Annotated in this window: 11 protein-coding genes; 2 read left to right on the top strand and 9 right to left on the bottom strand. The window is 68.7% G+C overall.

Annotation, left to right across the window (positions count from 1 at the left end; genetic code table 11):
- Positions 1–3 precede the first annotated feature (3 nt).
- Positions 4–1,161 (top strand): (E)-4-hydroxy-3-methylbut-2-enyl-diphosphate synthase, encoded by a 1,158-nt coding sequence (gene ispG, locus VN461_02310; protein ID HXB53584.1) that lies wholly within the window; start codon positions 4–6, stop codon positions 1,159–1,161.
- On the opposite strand, the gene gmd is transcribed toward ispG, so the two are convergent.
- On the bottom strand, positions 1,158–2,123 hold the full coding sequence (gmd, locus tag VN461_02305) for a GDP-mannose 4,6-dehydratase (protein HXB53583.1): 966 nt from the start codon (positions 2,121–2,123) through the stop codon (positions 1,158–1,160). The genes ispG and gmd overlap by 4 nt on opposite strands.
- Before the next feature lie 530 nt (positions 2,124–2,653).
- Entirely contained in the window at positions 2,654–4,060 is a 1,407-nt protein-coding gene (locus VN461_02300; protein ID HXB53582.1) for a sigma-54 dependent transcriptional regulator, read from the bottom strand.
- 84 nt (positions 4,061–4,144) lie between these two features.
- On the opposite strand from VN461_02300, the gene VN461_02295 reads away from it, so the two are divergent.
- Positions 4,145–4,657 (top strand): hypothetical protein, encoded by a 513-nt coding sequence (locus VN461_02295; protein HXB53581.1) that lies wholly within the window; start codon positions 4,145–4,147, stop codon positions 4,655–4,657.
- Positions 4,658–4,681: 24 nt separating this feature from the next.
- On the opposite strand, the gene VN461_02290 is transcribed toward VN461_02295, so the two are convergent.
- From VN461_02290 to VN461_02260, 7 genes are all read right to left on the bottom strand, one after another.
- Entirely contained in the window at positions 4,682–5,674 is a 993-nt protein-coding gene (locus VN461_02290) for a hypothetical protein (GenBank protein HXB53580.1), read from the bottom strand.
- Between the two features lie 21 nt (positions 5,675–5,695).
- Positions 5,696–7,018, bottom strand: a complete 1,323-nt coding sequence (locus VN461_02285) for a HEAT repeat domain-containing protein (GenBank protein ID HXB53579.1) — start codon at positions 7,016–7,018, stop codon at positions 5,696–5,698.
- Positions 7,019–7,121: 103 nt separating this feature from the next.
- Positions 7,122–9,899 carry an excinuclease ABC subunit UvrA gene (uvrA, locus tag VN461_02280; GenBank protein ID HXB53578.1) on the bottom strand — a complete coding sequence of 926 codons (2,778 nt, stop codon included), beginning with the start codon at positions 9,897–9,899 and terminating at the stop codon, positions 7,122–7,124.
- Positions 9,900–9,979: 80 nt separating this feature from the next.
- Positions 9,980–10,714, bottom strand: coding sequence for a PspA/IM30 family protein (locus tag VN461_02275; GenBank protein ID HXB53577.1), 735 nt, complete (start codon positions 10,712–10,714; stop codon positions 9,980–9,982).
- 72 nt (positions 10,715–10,786) lie between these two features.
- Positions 10,787–12,484 (bottom strand): S41 family peptidase, encoded by a 1,698-nt coding sequence (locus VN461_02270; protein ID HXB53576.1) that lies wholly within the window; start codon positions 12,482–12,484, stop codon positions 10,787–10,789.
- A 19-nt stretch (positions 12,485–12,503) separates the two neighbouring features.
- A complete protein-coding gene (locus tag VN461_02265; GenBank protein HXB53575.1) occupies positions 12,504–13,136 on the bottom strand; it encodes a VTT domain-containing protein in 633 nt (210 codons plus the stop codon).
- Positions 13,137–13,359: 223 nt separating this feature from the next.
- Positions 13,360–14,070, bottom strand: a complete 711-nt coding sequence (locus tag VN461_02260; protein ID HXB53574.1) for an outer membrane beta-barrel protein — start codon at positions 14,068–14,070, stop codon at positions 13,360–13,362.
- Positions 14,071–14,275 lie beyond the last annotated feature (205 nt).

Here is a 14,275-nt window from a genome sequence, read left to right as displayed (position 1 = left end):
ACGATGCGGGAAGGTATGAAGCGGAACCCGACCCGCACCGTGCGCATCGGGAAGGTGGCCCTGGGCGCAGGCCACCCGGTGGGGGTGCAGAGCATGTGCGCCACCCGCACCCAGGACATCGACGCCACCGTGGCCCAAGCAGAGTCCATCGCCCAGGCGGGGGCGGCCCTCGTCCGCATTGCCGTCGACAACACCCGGGACGTGGAAGCCCTGGCCGAGATCCGGCGGCAGACCACGGCCAACCTGGTCGTGGATCTGCAGGAGAACTACCGCCTGGCCGCCCAGGTGGCCCCCCACGTGGACAAGGTGCGCTACAACCCCGGCCATCTCTACCATCACGAGAAGGAGAAGCCGGTCCGGGAGAAGGTGCGCTTCCTGGCCGCGGTCGCCCGCGACCACGATTGCGCGATTCGCGTGGGCGTCAACTGCGGGAGCGTGGACCCGGAGACCAAGGCCCGCCATCCCGAGGACGACGTCGCCGCCCTCGTGGAGTCGGCCCTCGACCATTGCCGGATGCTGGACGAGCTGGGCTTTGACCGCTACGTGGTGAGCCTCAAGGACTCACACCCCCGCAAGGTGATCGACGCCAACACCCGCTTCGCGGCCCTCCGCCCCGACGTCCCCCTCCACCTGGGCGTGACCGAGGCCGGTGTCCCTCCCGAGGGGATCATAAAGACCCGGGTGGCCTTCGAGCAGCTCCTCTCCCGGGGGATCGGCGACACCCTGCGGGTCAGCCTCACCCTCCCCAACCCCCGCAAGTACGAGGAGGTGGTGGTCGGCCAGCAAATCCTGGCCGACATCGCCGCCGGCCGCTACCGCTCGGTCCCTGTCTTCGACGACGACCGCCTCAACATCATCTCCTGCCCCTCCTGCTCGAGGGTGGAGAACGAGAAATTCGTGGAGCTGGCGGAGGCGGTGAAGAAGATGTCGGTCTACGCCGAGCGGCACGCCCTCACCATCGCCGTCATGGGCTGCCGGGTGAACGGCCCCGGAGAGACCGACGACGCGGACCTCGGTCTCTGGTGCGGCCCCACCCACGTCAACCTGAAGCGCCAGACGGAGACGGTGGGGATGTTCACCTACGACGAGATCCTGGGCCGCCTGAAGCAGGAGCTGGACGCGCTCATCGAGACCAAGGCCGGCCCCGTCCCCGCCGCCTAGCGGCCCTGCCCCTCCATGTCCGCGTCTACCATGAGGCGGACGAGCTCCCGGAATCCGACCCGGGTCTTCCAGCCCAGGACCTTTTGGGCCTTGGCGGGGTCGCCGAGAAGCAGATCCACCTCCGCGGGGCGAAAGTACTTGGGGTCCACCTTCACGTACTCCCGCCAATCGAGGCCGGCGTAGGAAAAGGCCTCCTCCAGGAACTCCCGCACGGAGTGGTTCTCCCCCGTGGCCACCACGTAGTCGTCCGGCTTATCGCGCTGGAGCATGAGCCACATGGCCTCGGCGTAGTCCTTGGCAAAGCCCCAGTCCCGGCGGGCCTCCAGGTTCCCGAGCCGCAGCTCGCGGGTCTTCCCCTTCTTGATCGCGGCCAGGCCCATGGTGATCTTGCGGGTCACAAAGTTCTCCCCCCGCCGGGGCGACTCGTGGTTGAAGAGGATGCCGTTGGAGACGTGCATGCCGTAGCCTTCCCGGTAGTTGATCGCGGTCCAATGGCCGAAGACCTTGGACACCCCGTAGGGCGAGCGGGGATGGAAGGGCGTGCGCTCCGTCTGGGGCGTCTCCTGGACGAGGCCGTACATTTCCGAGCTGCCCGCCTGGTACACGCGGGCGGAGAAGCCCAGCTCGCGCAGGGCGTCGAGGAGGCGCAAGACCCCGAGCGCGGTAACGTTGCCGGTGTACTCCGGCATCTCGAAGGAAACCTTGACGTGGCTCTGGGCGGCCAGGTTGTAGACCTCGTCCGGGGAAACGCCCTCCAGGGTGCGGATCAGGCTGTTCTGGTCCACGAGGTCCCCGTAGTGAAGGATCAGATGGTCACGCACGTGGTCGATGCGCCAGGTGTTGAACGAGCTGCTCCGACGCACCAGCCCGTGGACCTCGTACCCCTTCTCGAGGAGGAGCTCCGCCAGGTAGCTGCCGTCCTGGCCGGTGATGCCGGTGATGAAGGCTTTCTTTGCGGCCACTCGTGAATCTCCCGCCGAAGGGCGAAACGCTGAATCTACACCGCAGGGCGGGAGGCGGTCAAAGGGGCGGGAAGGGCAAGAAAAAAGGGATCGCTGTCACCCGCCTGGCCCGGCTGGAGGTCATCGGATGCCCGCGGGGTCGACGTGACCCCCACGCCCGATGCGCCCGACGCGGCTCCCTCCAAACCTCGTCGAACGCTTCGGATGGCCCCGACGCTACCAGCCGGCAAAGGGCTGGATGAAGCGATCCCAATCGCACACCCTCTAAAGCAGGAAGCGCGCCAACGATCAGCCAAATGACTAATTATCCAATAAATCAGCACTTTGCGGGCGAGTAGCCGAAAAAGGGGCCCCCAGAATGCTGCGTGATTGCAACTAGCCGCTATCGGTCCTGCAACATCGGTTCGGCAATGGGAATCGCCGACCCCGCCGATGTCCGCGCCTTGCTGGAACTCCTGGGCCCGGTGGGGCGAAGGCTCGCCCCTGGGGGGGGATCCCGGTTAGTTCCGTGCGGGGGGGCACCACCGTCGCTAGCTCGTTGTCTTCCGAGCCCCCGTGTGGGTGCGGGCCCCTTTATCGCTGCTGAGGCCGAGTTGCTTCATCTTCCGATAGAGGTTGGTCCGCTCGATCCCGAGGTCGCGGGCCGTCTCCCCGAGGTTCCCTCGGTTCGCAGAGAGCCGCTCCAGGATGTACTGCCGCTCGAAGCGCGATCGCGCCTGGCGCAGGGGCAGGGGGCCGCCGTCCGCGGGCGCCCCCGCCCCCGTCATCTGGAGCGCCTCCATCACATCGCGGTGCGTCACGACCTCCTTGCTCACCAGCACCACCAGCCGCTCCATCAGGTTGCGCAGCTCGCGCACGTTGCCCCGCCAGGGGAGCTGGGTCAGGAAGTCCACTGCCCGCGGCGCGAGCCGCTTGGGCTTGAGGTCGTTTTCCACGCTGGACAGGCGCAGGAAGTGCTGGGCCAGCTCGGGGATGTCCTCCCGCCTCGCCCGCAGGGGGGGGACGGCGATGTTGAGGACATTGAGGCGGTCGTAAAGGTCCTCCCGGAAGGCTCCCCGCTCGATCTCTTCGACCAGGTTCTTGCTGGTGGCAGCCAGGATGCGCACATCGACGGGCCGGCTCTCCGCGCTCCCCACCGGGGTGACCTCCCCCTCTTGCAGGACACGGAGCAACTTCACCTGGGTCATCAGGCTCATGTCCCCGATCTCGTCCAGGAACAGGGTGCCGTGGGCCGCGCTCTCGAACTTGCCCTTGCGGTCGCCGAGGGCGCCCGTGAAGGCCCCCCGAACGTGGCCGAACATCTCGCTCTCGATGAGCTCCGCGGGGATGGCCGCACAGTTCATCTGGATGAAGGCCTTGTCCCGCCGCGGGGAGAGGGCGTGGATGGCGCGTGCGATCAGCTCTTTCCCCGTCCCCCGCTCCCCCGAGATCAGGACCCGGCACTTGGTGGGGGCGGCCATCTCCACGAGTTGATAGATGCGCCGCATGGGATCGGATCGGCCCACCGTGCCATAGCGCGAACCGTCGGCCAGCTTCTCGAGATCCGCCTCCCGCCCCAGGTTGGGCGAATCCAGGACCCGGTCCAGAACCTGGAACAGACGCTCGCGGGCCACCGGCTTCTCGATGAAGTCGGCAGCCCCCACGCGCATGGACTCCACCGCCTCCGTGACGTTGCCATACCCCGATATGACCACCACCGGCGTCCCCGGGGCCCGCCGCTCCATCTCTCGGAGCACGTCGATTCCCGCGCCATCCGGGAGCTTCAGGTCCAGGAGCACGGCCTGCGGGCGCCGCTCGTCGAACAGCCGCAGGCCCTCTCCCACCGACGCCGCTCCCACCGCCTGATGACCGCGCGCCTGCAAGAGGTCCAGGCACGTGCGGCGCACGTCGTCGTCATCATCGAGGACGAGGACCAGGGTCTGAGCGCGGTCTGCCATGGGAACGCGGAGATGGTATCATCGGGTCGAAATGGCGGGAAGCCCGGCGGGGCGGCCGAATCCCCCGCGGGCCCGGGGAGAACGATGACCGTCATCGCGCGCGGGGGACGGGGAGCGCTGCTGGTGGCCGCCAGCCTCACGAGCGCCTGCTTCCAGGTGCAGACCATGGAGGGGCCCTCCCCGGTGTCCGTGCCCCGCCTGGTTTCAGTGCGGCTGGAGTATCGCCAGCCCGCGGGCTGCGTGGCCGTAATCCCCAGCAACGTCGCCCTCTGCGAGAATCCCGTAGTCTTCTTCGGGAGCTGGATGCGCCAGCCGCCGCCCGGGATCCAGGCGGGGGTCTTGCTCACCCTCACCCCCGGCACCCTCACCTGGTCGGGGACGGTGACGGGCGTACCCGCCAACTTTCCTCCCCGCGACGAGCCCTACTTCGTGCGGGTCTACGATCCCCATCTGGTCGAGACCGCGAGCGGAGGCGTTGCCGCCTCTCGGCTGATCGTGGGAGGCCAGGTGATCACCGCTTTCGACTCCGCGGGGACCCCCAGCGAGAGCGGTCTCATCTACATCGACGACAACGGCCAGGGCCATACCCCCTTCTGAGGAACGGGGGCTGGCGCCCTCCCCTCAGCGGCCGGGCGGCCGCCCCCGGATCTGCATCAGCTGTGACAGCTCGTCCTGGATCTTCAGTCCCTGGGGCGAGTTCTTATCCGTGATGTATCTCTGGGCGTCCTTCAGGCGCGCCTCCGCGGAGGCATATTCGCGCTGGCCGAGATGCTCGGCGGCCATGGCCAAGTAAATATCGGCGATTTTGGCCCGGGTGGCGTCGTCGTCCGGCTTCCACATCAGAGCCTGGGCGTACTCGCCGATGGCCCCCATCCCGTCCTTCTTTTGGTGGAGGAGGAAGTCCCCGTAGCGAATAAACGGCTCCGCCTTCTCCTTGTCCCGCCGGAGCAGCTCCTGAAAGGCCAGGTTGGCGTCCTCCAAGCGCCCCGCGTTTTCGGCAAACGTGATGAGCTCCTCCACCGGGGCCTTGGCCCGAGGGTCGCCCTGGGCGGCCAGGCGGTACTCGCGCACCACGCGTTCGATGCTCGCGTCCGGCCCCTCCGGCACGGGCGCGGCGGGCTCGGGCGCCTTTCCCTTGCGGCCCCGCCGGCTGGCCGCCTGGGCCGCAGCCTCGCGCTCGCGCTCGAGCCGGGCATGCGCGTGCGGCGCCAGGAGTTCGGCCAGGCCCAGGTGAGCGCCGGCATGGTCGGGCCTCGCCCCCACCGCCCTTTCATAGAACTCGAGGGCCTGCAGCTCCTCGGGCTTGAACTCGGGCGCGGCGGGGGGCGCCGTCCCCCGCGCCAGGGGAGAGGGGGGCGGGGGAGGTGTGGGGAGGGGTGCCGTGGCCGCCTTCCGCGCCCACACCCTCCCGAGCAGGACGAGCGCCTCCGGATCGCGGGAGTCCCCGGGGATCTTGGCCAGGGCCGCGTCGAGCTGCCCGGCCTCGATTAGGGCCCGGGCCTCCCTCCAGGGATCAGCGGCCGCAGGGCCGGCACTTTCGCCGCCCCCCGCGGGCGGACGCTGACACCCCACGCCGGCAAGGATCACGAGAAGGGTCAGGAATCGAGGGCTCATAGCACACCCGGACGGGTCGGCTTAACGGAGCGAGGCGGGAGGGGCGGCAGAGGGGGGGGCTGCGCTCCGGCGCAGGCGCTCCACCGCTCGGTTGGCCCGGTCGGCCACGTTCGCGCTGGGATCGCTGAGGAGCGGCTCAATCTTGGGGACGGCCTCCGGGTTGCCGAGCTCGGCCATGATGTCGCAGAGGTTGGCCCGGATCTCCGCCTCGGGATCGTTGAGGTAGGGGTAAAGCTCGGGGAGGAGGCTGGGACCGATCTCGAGCAAGTAGTTCCGGGCCCGGGTGCCGAGCGTCCGCGAGGGCAGGCTGAGCACGAGGCTGTCGACAAATGCGTGGTCCCCGAGCAAGGTGAGGGCGAAGCTGTAGGCCAGACGCAGCTCGTCGCTCCGCTCCCGCTGGTAGTCCTTCTTGAAGGCGGGCAGCAGCGACGGATCCAAGATTCGCCCCAGGCCCTCGATAGCGAGCCGCCTCGTGTCCGTGTCGGGGTCCTGCAGCAGCTGGCGGAAGAGATCGGCCTGGCTCGGGTCGCCGATCCGACTGAGGCAGGCCAGGACTTTGACCGCGAAGTCCTTCCTCCGGTTGGCCTCGTAGAGCTCCCGCAGCGCGGGCCCCGCCTCCTTCACCTTGAGGACCCCCAGGGCTTGCAGCACTCGGTTGCGGACCTCCGTGGACTCATCCCCCAGGAGCGGGATCAAAGCCTTGCCGTCCTCCACCGTTCCCACTTTGCCAATGGCGGTGGCGGCGGCCGCCCTCACCCGCGCCTCCGCGTCCTGGAGCGCGGCCACCAGGTCGCGGACCGCGCCGCGGCCGTCGACGATGCCGATCGCGTAAGCCGCATCCTCCCGGATGCCCTTGTCCTGCTCCCGGAGGGCCGTGGCCAGGGCCCGGACCACGCTCGGGTCCACGGTGGTGAAGGGCGGGAGGGAGGAACGGTCGTATTCGTCGGAGAACAGCTGCAGGAAGCGATCCACGGGCCCGCTGCGGTCGCGGTCGGCGTAGAGCTCGACCAGGGTCCCGATCACCTCTTCCCGAACCTTCAGGTCGCCGTCCGCGATCGCCGCCGCCAGCGCGGGCACGGCGGAGAGATCACGCAGCTCGCGCAGGGCCCGCACCACCTCCAGCCGCACCCGGGGCTCGGGGTCACGGATGAGGGCGGAGAGCGGGGCTACCGCCTCGCGCCGGCGGCTCTTGCCCAGGGCCACCGCCGCCTCCTCGCGCGTCTTGGCGACCGGGCTCTTGAGGTTGGCGATAAGATCGGTGAAGGAAGGACGGGCGACCGCCCCCGCGGGGTCGGGGACAAAAAGCACGATCGCCAGCACGGCCGGTGCCAGCGCGCGGGTCATTCGCATTGCATCCTCCCCCGGTTGCCCCTCGTCGCGCCCGTCATGCGCGGGGATGATATCAAATCGAATCCCCCGATCAACAAGCCTTTCGGCCCCCCGGGGATCAGCTCGCTGCCTCCCCCCGCGCGTGCGAGCCGTTCAAGGCGGCGCGGAGGTAAGAGGAGGTGATCCCCCGACCATGGGCGGCCAGGCCCTCCGGGGTTCCCTGGAAGATCACTTGGCCACCCTCCACCCCTCCCTCCGGCCCCAGGTCGATCACCCAGTCCGCCTGCTTGATCACGTCCAGGTTGTGCTCGATCACGAGCAGGGTGGCTCCCCCCTCGAGCAGCCGCTGCAGGCAGCTCAGCAGCTCGCTCACATCGCCCATGTGCAGGCCGGTGGTGGGCTCGTCGAGCACGTACAGGACCCTCGAACCTGGCCGTCGCAGAAGGTGGGCGGCCAGCTTCACCCGCTGGGCTTCTCCCCCGGAGAGGGTGTTCGCGGGCTGCCCGAGGTGGAGGTAACCGAGGCCGATCTGCTCGAACACCTTGAGCCGGCGCACCACCCGCGGCTGGCCGGCGAAGAAGTGGAGAGCTTCGTGCACGGTCATGTCCAGGACCTGATCGATGGTCCGGCCCCGGTAACGCACCTCTAGAACGGGGGCCCGGTAGCGGCGGCCGCCGCAGGCTTCACAGACCAGGTAGATATCCGCCAGGAACTGCATGTCCACCCGCACCTGGCCGTCGCCCCCGCAGGCCTCGCACCGGCCCCCCGGCACGTTGAACGAGAAGTGGCTGGCGGTGAGGCCGAGCCGGCGGGCGTCGGCGGTGCCCGCGAAAAGCTCGCGGATCCCATCGAAGGCCTTGAGGTAGGTGACGGGGTTCGAGCGGGGGCTGCGGCCGATGGGCGACTGGTCGACGAGCTCGACTTCGTCCACGAACTCGATGCCCTCGACGGTCTCCCCTCCCGGCGGGCGCTCGCCCCCCAGGCGACGCCGCAAGATGGCCCCGCAGAGGACGTCATGGACGAGGGTGGACTTGCCGGAGCCCGAGACCCCGGTCACGCAGGTGAACGCCCCCAGCGGTATCCGCACGTCGATGCTCTTGAGGTTGTGGGTGCGGGCCCCCCGCACGGCGAGGCTGAGGCCGTTGCCCCGCCGGCGGCGGGGCGGGACCCCGATCCGCAGCTCGCCCCGCAGATACTTTCCGGTGAGGCTGCGGCCGTCCTCCAGCAGCTGCGGGAAGCTGCCCTGGAACACCACCCGTCCCCCCTGTTCGCCGGCCCCTGGACCGAGGTCGATGATGTAGTCCGCGGCTCTCATGATCGCGGGGTCGTGCTCCACCACGAGCACGGTATTGCCCTGGTCCCGCAGCGCGCCCAGGATCCGGATCAGCCGATCGGTGTCCCGCGGGTGCAGACCAACCGAGGGCTCGTCGAGGACGTAGAGCGTTCCCACCAGCCCCGTGCCCAGGGCGGTGGCGAGGGCGATCCTCTGGGCCTCTCCACCCGCGAGCGTGCCCGACGGCCGGTTCAGAGTCAGATAGTCGAGGCCCACGTCCCCCAGGAAGCCCAGGCGGCGATTGATCTCCGAGAGCACCTTGGAAGCGACCCGACGTTCCCCCTTCTCCAGGTCCAAGCTCCCCAGGAAAGCGCGCGCTTCCCGGACGGAAAACGCCGATACCTCATCCAGGCTGCGGCCCCCGATCTTGACGCACAGGGCCTCCTTCCGCAGGCGGCTGCCGTGGCAGGTCGGGCATTCCTGGTAGCCCCGGTACCGGCTTAGGAAGACCCGAACCTGGACCTTGTACTTCTTGGCCTCCAGCCAGCGGAAGAAGCCCAGGATCCCGGGGAACTCCTCGTCCCCCTCCAGGACCAGCCGCCGGTGGGCTTCGTCGAGACGCGACCAAGGCGTCTCGATCGAGATCCCCCGCCGCCGCGCGAAACGCTTGAGGTCGGCGAGCAGGCTCCGATAGTGGGGTTTGTTCCAGGGCTCCACCGCGCCCCCGGCCAGGCTCTTCTCCTTGTCCGGAATCACGAGGTCGAGATCCACTTGGATCAGGTTCCCGAAACCGTGGCAGGTGGGGCATGCCCCCACCGGGTTGTTGAAGGAGAAGAGGCTGGGCTGGGGCTCGGGAAAGGACCGGGCGCAGCGGGCGCACGAGAAGCTCTCCGAGAACCGGAGGAGAGGACCGCCCACCACTTGCACCTGGGCCTGGCCCCCGCCCTCGGCAAGCGCGGTCTCGACGGAGTCGGTCAGGCGGGAGCGCGCCGCCCCCCCTGCCTCCAGCCGGTCGACCAGCACGACCAGGGGGTCCGGGACGGCTCCCCCCGCCTCCCCCTCCTCGATGGACGCGATCTCTTCACCCCGGAGCACCCGCGAGAACCCACGCTTGCGGAGGCGCTCGAAGACGTCGGCCGGCGGCGTGCCCCCCGCCCAGACGGGGAAGCCCAGAAGCAGCCGGGTCCCGGGGGCGAGTCCGAGGAGCCGCTCCGCCACGGACTCCGCGGTGTCCCGCACGACCTCGCTCCCGCAGGAGTCGCAAAACGTGTGGCCGATACGGGCGAACAGGACCCGCAGATGATCATGAACTTCGGTGGCGGTGGCCACCGTGGAGCGGGGGTTGCGGGCGGGCGAACGCTGCCGGATGGCGATGGCCGGGCAGACCCCGTCCACGCCGTCCAGCGCGGGCTTCTCCATCCTCTCCAGGAACTGGCGGGCATAGGCGGACAGGCTCTCCACGTAGCGGCGCTGCCCCTCGGCGTAGAGGGTGTCGAAGGCCAGGCTGCTCTTGCCGGAACCGGAGACGCCCGTGACCACCACCAGCTTGCGGGTGGGAATGGAGACATCGATGCCCTTGAGGTTGTGGACGCGGACGCCGCGGGCGACGATGGATGCGGGCATGGAGCGCCGCCGCCTCCCGGGCTCTCCCCGGGCGCGGCAACCTCCCATTCTAGCACTTTCGCGAACGCCGCCCGGGGGGGCTACTTCTCGTCGAAGGCGGAGGAGATCTTCTGGCGCTCTTTGGCGGGAGCGGCGCTCGGGGTCGGAGCCTCGGCCAGGCGGCTCTTCAGGGCTTCCAAGGCGGCGTCCACCTCGGTCTTCTGGCTGATGGCCGCCAGCTGCCGGTCCAGGTCCTCGCCCTCCGAAACCGCAATCGTGTCCATGGCGGAGAGCTTGTCCGCCTGCTCCTGGATCGAGCCCGCGGTCTTGTCGAACACGTTGACCGCTCCGTCGATGTTGTACTCGTCGGTGATGGCCTGCATGCGCCGCTGGGCCTCGTTCATTTGGTGGATGGCTTTGAGTTCGCCGAGCTGGCGGATCTTGCCCTGCACCCGCTCCTCTTCCACCGTCAGCTTGGCGCGCGCGTTGTCCGCCCGCAGCTTGGACGCCTTGTACGTCTGATCCGCTCGCTCGCGGGTGCCCTTGGCCTCGACCTGGAGCTGCAGGGCGCGCCGGGCCAGCTTCTCGTTCCCCTGGCGGAGCCCTTCCTCCGCCTGCTTGTCCAAGTTCCGGACCCGGGCGTTCTGGGCGTCCAGGTCCCGCTTGGCCTTGGTCTCGAAGGCGATGGTGGTCGCGGTGGCCTCCCGCAGGGAGCGGAGGTTGTCGAGCATCTCCCGCACGGACTGCTCCAGCATGGAGAGGGGAACTTGGGCCTCCGCCTCGCCCAGGATGGCGTTGAAGATGGCCTTAAAGAAACGGCCGATGCGCGTGAACATGATTGGCCCTCCGCGGGGACGGGAGGATAGCACGCCTGTGAGGCCGGCTCAAACCGCCGGCCTCGCCGAGAGTTATCTCGCCAGAGAGGCCAGCCGCCTCTCCGCCTCTCGCTCGGCCACGTAGCGCTGGGGGTCCGAGAGGAGCCGCTCGGCGCGGGGGGCGAGCTCCAGGGCCTTCTTGACCTGGGGGTCGAAGGCCAGGGTGCGCTTGCGCGCCTCCCCCTCCCCGAAGACCTGGCGCAGCACCTCCTCCAGGATCAATCGGGACAGGGCCTCTTTGTTCGCCGTCAACTCCTCCTCCGTATAGCGCAGCTTCTGGGCGCTCAAGGAGGCCCGGAATTCGGCGAACACGCGGTCGTCCACCTTGAAGTCACGCCCGATCAACCGGACCTTCGACGACTGGGCCTGGGAACGCGAGCCCGTGCCCGCGATCTGGGCGACCCCCGTCCCCTCCGCCGCCTCGTAGGCGCGGGAGAAGTTCAGGATGGCCTGGCGGGTGATGAGGCCGGCGACGAACTTGGAAGGCGTCTCCGGCTCCACGCAGTAATCGGGGGTGATGCCGTCGCCCCCGTAGACCTTGCGCCCGGCGTCGGTCAGCTTGGCCTCCCCCGTCCCCTGGTCGCAGGGCTTGCGGTCACGCGGGGAGTAGTACTCCTCGAGGGCGGTGGAGCCGTAGTCCCGCTGGATGGACCGGCCGGAGGGCGTGTAGTAGCGGGCGGTGGTCAGCGCGAGGGCGTAGCCGCGCACGTTCCTCAGGGGCATGATGGTCTGGACGAGACCCTTCCCGAAGGTGGTCTCCCCCACAATCAGGCCCCGGTCGTGATCCTGTATGGCCCCCGCCACGATCTCGGCCGCGCTCGCGCTGTGCCGGGAGGTCAGGACCACGAGGGGGACGCCCACGAAGGGGCTTTCCGCCTCCGTGACGTAGTTCGACTCGTCCCGCTTCGCCCGCCCGCGAGTGAAGACCACGAGCTGGCCCTTCTTCAAGAAGAGGTTGGAGACGGCGAAGGCCTGGTCGAGCAGCCCTCCCGGATTGTCCCGGATGTCCAGCAGGAACGACGTGGCCCCGCTCCGCTGCATACTCTTCAGGGCTCTCTCCAGCTCCCGCTCGCAGTCCGTCCCCTCCCCGGGGCGGCAGGCGGTGGTCTCGTTGAAATCGGTGAGCCGCACGTAACCCACCGTCTTGTTGGCCATGAAGTAATAGGGCACGGAATGGAGGGGGATGGCGTCGCGGATCACTGTGAACTCGAGGGGGGCCTCGTAGCCCTGGCGCAAGATGGTGATGTGGATGGGCGTCCCCTTCGGGCCGCGCAGCCGCTTCACGGCGTCGTCGATGGTCATGCCTCGGGCGTCTTGTCCCTCGATACGGCTGATCACGTCCCCGGCCCGGATGCCCAGCCGGAAGGCGGGCGTGCCCTCGAAGGGGGCCACCACGGTGATGTTCCCATCGATGGCCTGCACGGTGATCCCGAGGCCGTAGTAGGAGCCCTTCTGCCGCTCTTGAAGGTTCGTGTATTCCTTGGCTTCGAAGAAATTCGAGTGGGGGTCGAGGGTCCGGAGCAGCTCCCGGATGGAAGCCGAAACCAAGCGATCGCTCTTGACCTCCTCCGCGTACTCGTCTTCCACCGCTCCCAGCATGGCGGTGTACAGACGCAGGTGATCGGAGAGGCGGCCGCCCCCCGCGAGCACCCGGTCACCCAAGAAACCCCCGGCCAGCGTGGATGCGGCCAAGAGCCCCATGCAGAGAGCGGTGAAGCGGGCTGGTTTCATGATGGCCATGATACCAGACTCACCGGACCCCACCAATGCCGGCGTCCGGGCGGGTTCTACGGCGGAGGTAGCGCGCGAGGGCGAGCAGAGCGATCGCCGCCACCACCGCGAGCAGGATCGGGGTGTGCTCCGCCGTCCATTGATCGATCGTGTGCAGCAGGTTCAAGGCCTCATCCTCGTAGACGATGCCCATGAGGCCCCAAAACGTGTAGCGAAGCCCCCGGGCCACGAGGAGGGTGAGCAAGAAGCGGCGGTAGGGAAAGGCGAACACGCCCGCGGACAGCACGAAGATCTTGAAGGGAATGGGCGGGGGCAAGAGCGCGGGCACGGCCAGGGAGAGCACCCCAAAGCGCCGGAACGCGGCCCGCGTCCGCTCCGTCCGCTCGGGCCCGAAGCGCCGCACGAGGAGTGCCTCGCCTCCCCGGCGCCCCAACCACCAGAGCAAGGAGCACCCCGTCAAGGAGCCCAAGGTGGCCATGGTTACAGCGAACCAGGCCGTCTCCGGCCGAGCGGAAGCCGCGGTCACCACCAGCAGATCGTTGATTTCGGGCAGGCTCAGGAACGAGGAGTCCAGAAAAGCGGCCACGAACAACCCCGCCGTCCCGAGCAGCGGGACCAGCACCTCCTGCACCCACAGGACGAATCCGTACACGGTCCTAATAGTTTAACCGGCTCGCGCGGCAGAAGGGCAAAAGCGTCGCGCCGGCCTCCGGGCCCAGGCCCGCCCGACCGCCCGTTTTGGAGCCGGCGATCTTAGAAAAGAGACGGTCGGCAGTGTGCCCGCGAGCCGCGAAGGTCGCGACGAGTCCCGGGAGGGCGGCCCCGCCTCGCCCGGGACGGTCCCGGGCCAAGGCGGGCGTCTGGTCGCCGAAGGGCTAGAAGCGGAGGTGGATCCCCAGGGTGGCGCTCGCGCCCCCTAGGTCGATGCGGTTCCCGAGGCCAGGTTGGGTGGCCGCGAAGTCGCCCCCCATGTCCGCTTTGGCCCACAGGTACCGACCTTCCCCCACCAGGCTGAAGTCGCGGCTTAGCGCGATCCGCAGGCCCACCGCCACGTGCGCCCCCGGGCTGACGCCGCTCGATTTGAAATGGTCCGGGACGATGGGCTGAGGAGCGGGGGCCGAGAAGTCCACGAAGTCACCAAATTCTTCGTAGTTCCAAAAGACGAGGTCCGCCCCCACCGCAATGTAGGGCGCCAGGGCGGCGCGGCGGTTGGTGGGCACAATCCGAATCGAGACCCCCACCGGCACGATGTTCAGTCGCAGGGTCTGCCGGATCTCATCTCCGCTCGGCGACACAAAATCACGGTAGGACGTGTCCAGCGAGCGGCCGTAGCCGTCGACGCTGAACCCGATCTCCACATTGCGGGCGAGACGGGCGTTGTACTCCAAGCCGCCGTAGATGCCGTTGAAGTCGCTCTTGGTGACGGGATGACCATTGTGAAGGTAGAGTTGATTATCGTCGTCGAAGAGGTTGCTGTTGCCGCTCGGAAAAAACGCGCCCAGCCGCAGGTCCAGACCGCCTGCACGCGCGGACGCCGGCACGGCCGCCACAAGGGCCAAGGTGAGGACCGCCATGGCTCGTTGCACGGACGCCTCCTTTCGCGGCGGAAGCACGATACCGGCCGCTCACTCCTGCACTAAGCAGAAATGGTGCCACTCTTGGGCGACGCTATGCCGCTGCAGGAGCGGGGCCTAGGCGGACGGCCCTCTGCCCTGACTGTCCTCCGGCCAGGACGGCCGGGGGGGACGGAGCTTCCTTGAGAGAGAGTCTTGAGTTGGCGTGAGACTGCGG

Source organism: Vicinamibacteria bacterium (assembly GCA_035570235.1).
Classification (GTDB): domain Bacteria; phylum Acidobacteriota; class Vicinamibacteria; order Fen-336; family Fen-336; genus DATMML01.
Note: the sequence above shows the minus strand (reverse complement) of the source record. Positions and strands in the feature narration are given on the sequence as shown.

What these genes read in the sequence shown, in the direction of transcription:
- VN461_02285 (HXB53579.1), bottom strand. Translation starts at nt 7,018, where the DNA reads ATGACCCGCGCGCTGGCACCGGCCGTGCTGGCGATCGTGCTTTTTGTC.
- uvrA (HXB53578.1), bottom strand. Translation starts at nt 9,899, where the DNA reads ATGCCCGCATCCATCGTCGCCCGCGGCGTCCGCGTCCACAACCTCAAG.
- VN461_02275 (HXB53577.1), bottom strand. Translation starts at nt 10,714, where the DNA reads ATGTTCACGCGCATCGGCCGTTTCTTTAAGGCCATCTTCAACGCCATC.
- VN461_02270 (HXB53576.1), bottom strand. Translation starts at nt 12,484, where the DNA reads ATGAAACCAGCCCGCTTCACCGCTCTCTGCATGGGGCTCTTGGCCGCA.
- VN461_02295 (HXB53581.1), top strand. Translation starts at nt 4,145, where the DNA reads ATGACCGTCATCGCGCGCGGGGGACGGGGAGCGCTGCTGGTGGCCGCC.
- VN461_02290 (HXB53580.1), bottom strand. Translation starts at nt 5,674, where the DNA reads ATGAGCCCTCGATTCCTGACCCTTCTCGTGATCCTTGCCGGCGTGGGG.
- ispG (HXB53584.1), top strand. Translation starts at nt 4, where the DNA reads ATGCGGGAAGGTATGAAGCGGAACCCGACCCGCACCGTGCGCATCGGG.
- VN461_02300 (HXB53582.1), bottom strand. Translation starts at nt 4,060, where the DNA reads ATGGCAGACCGCGCTCAGACCCTGGTCCTCGTCCTCGATGATGACGAC.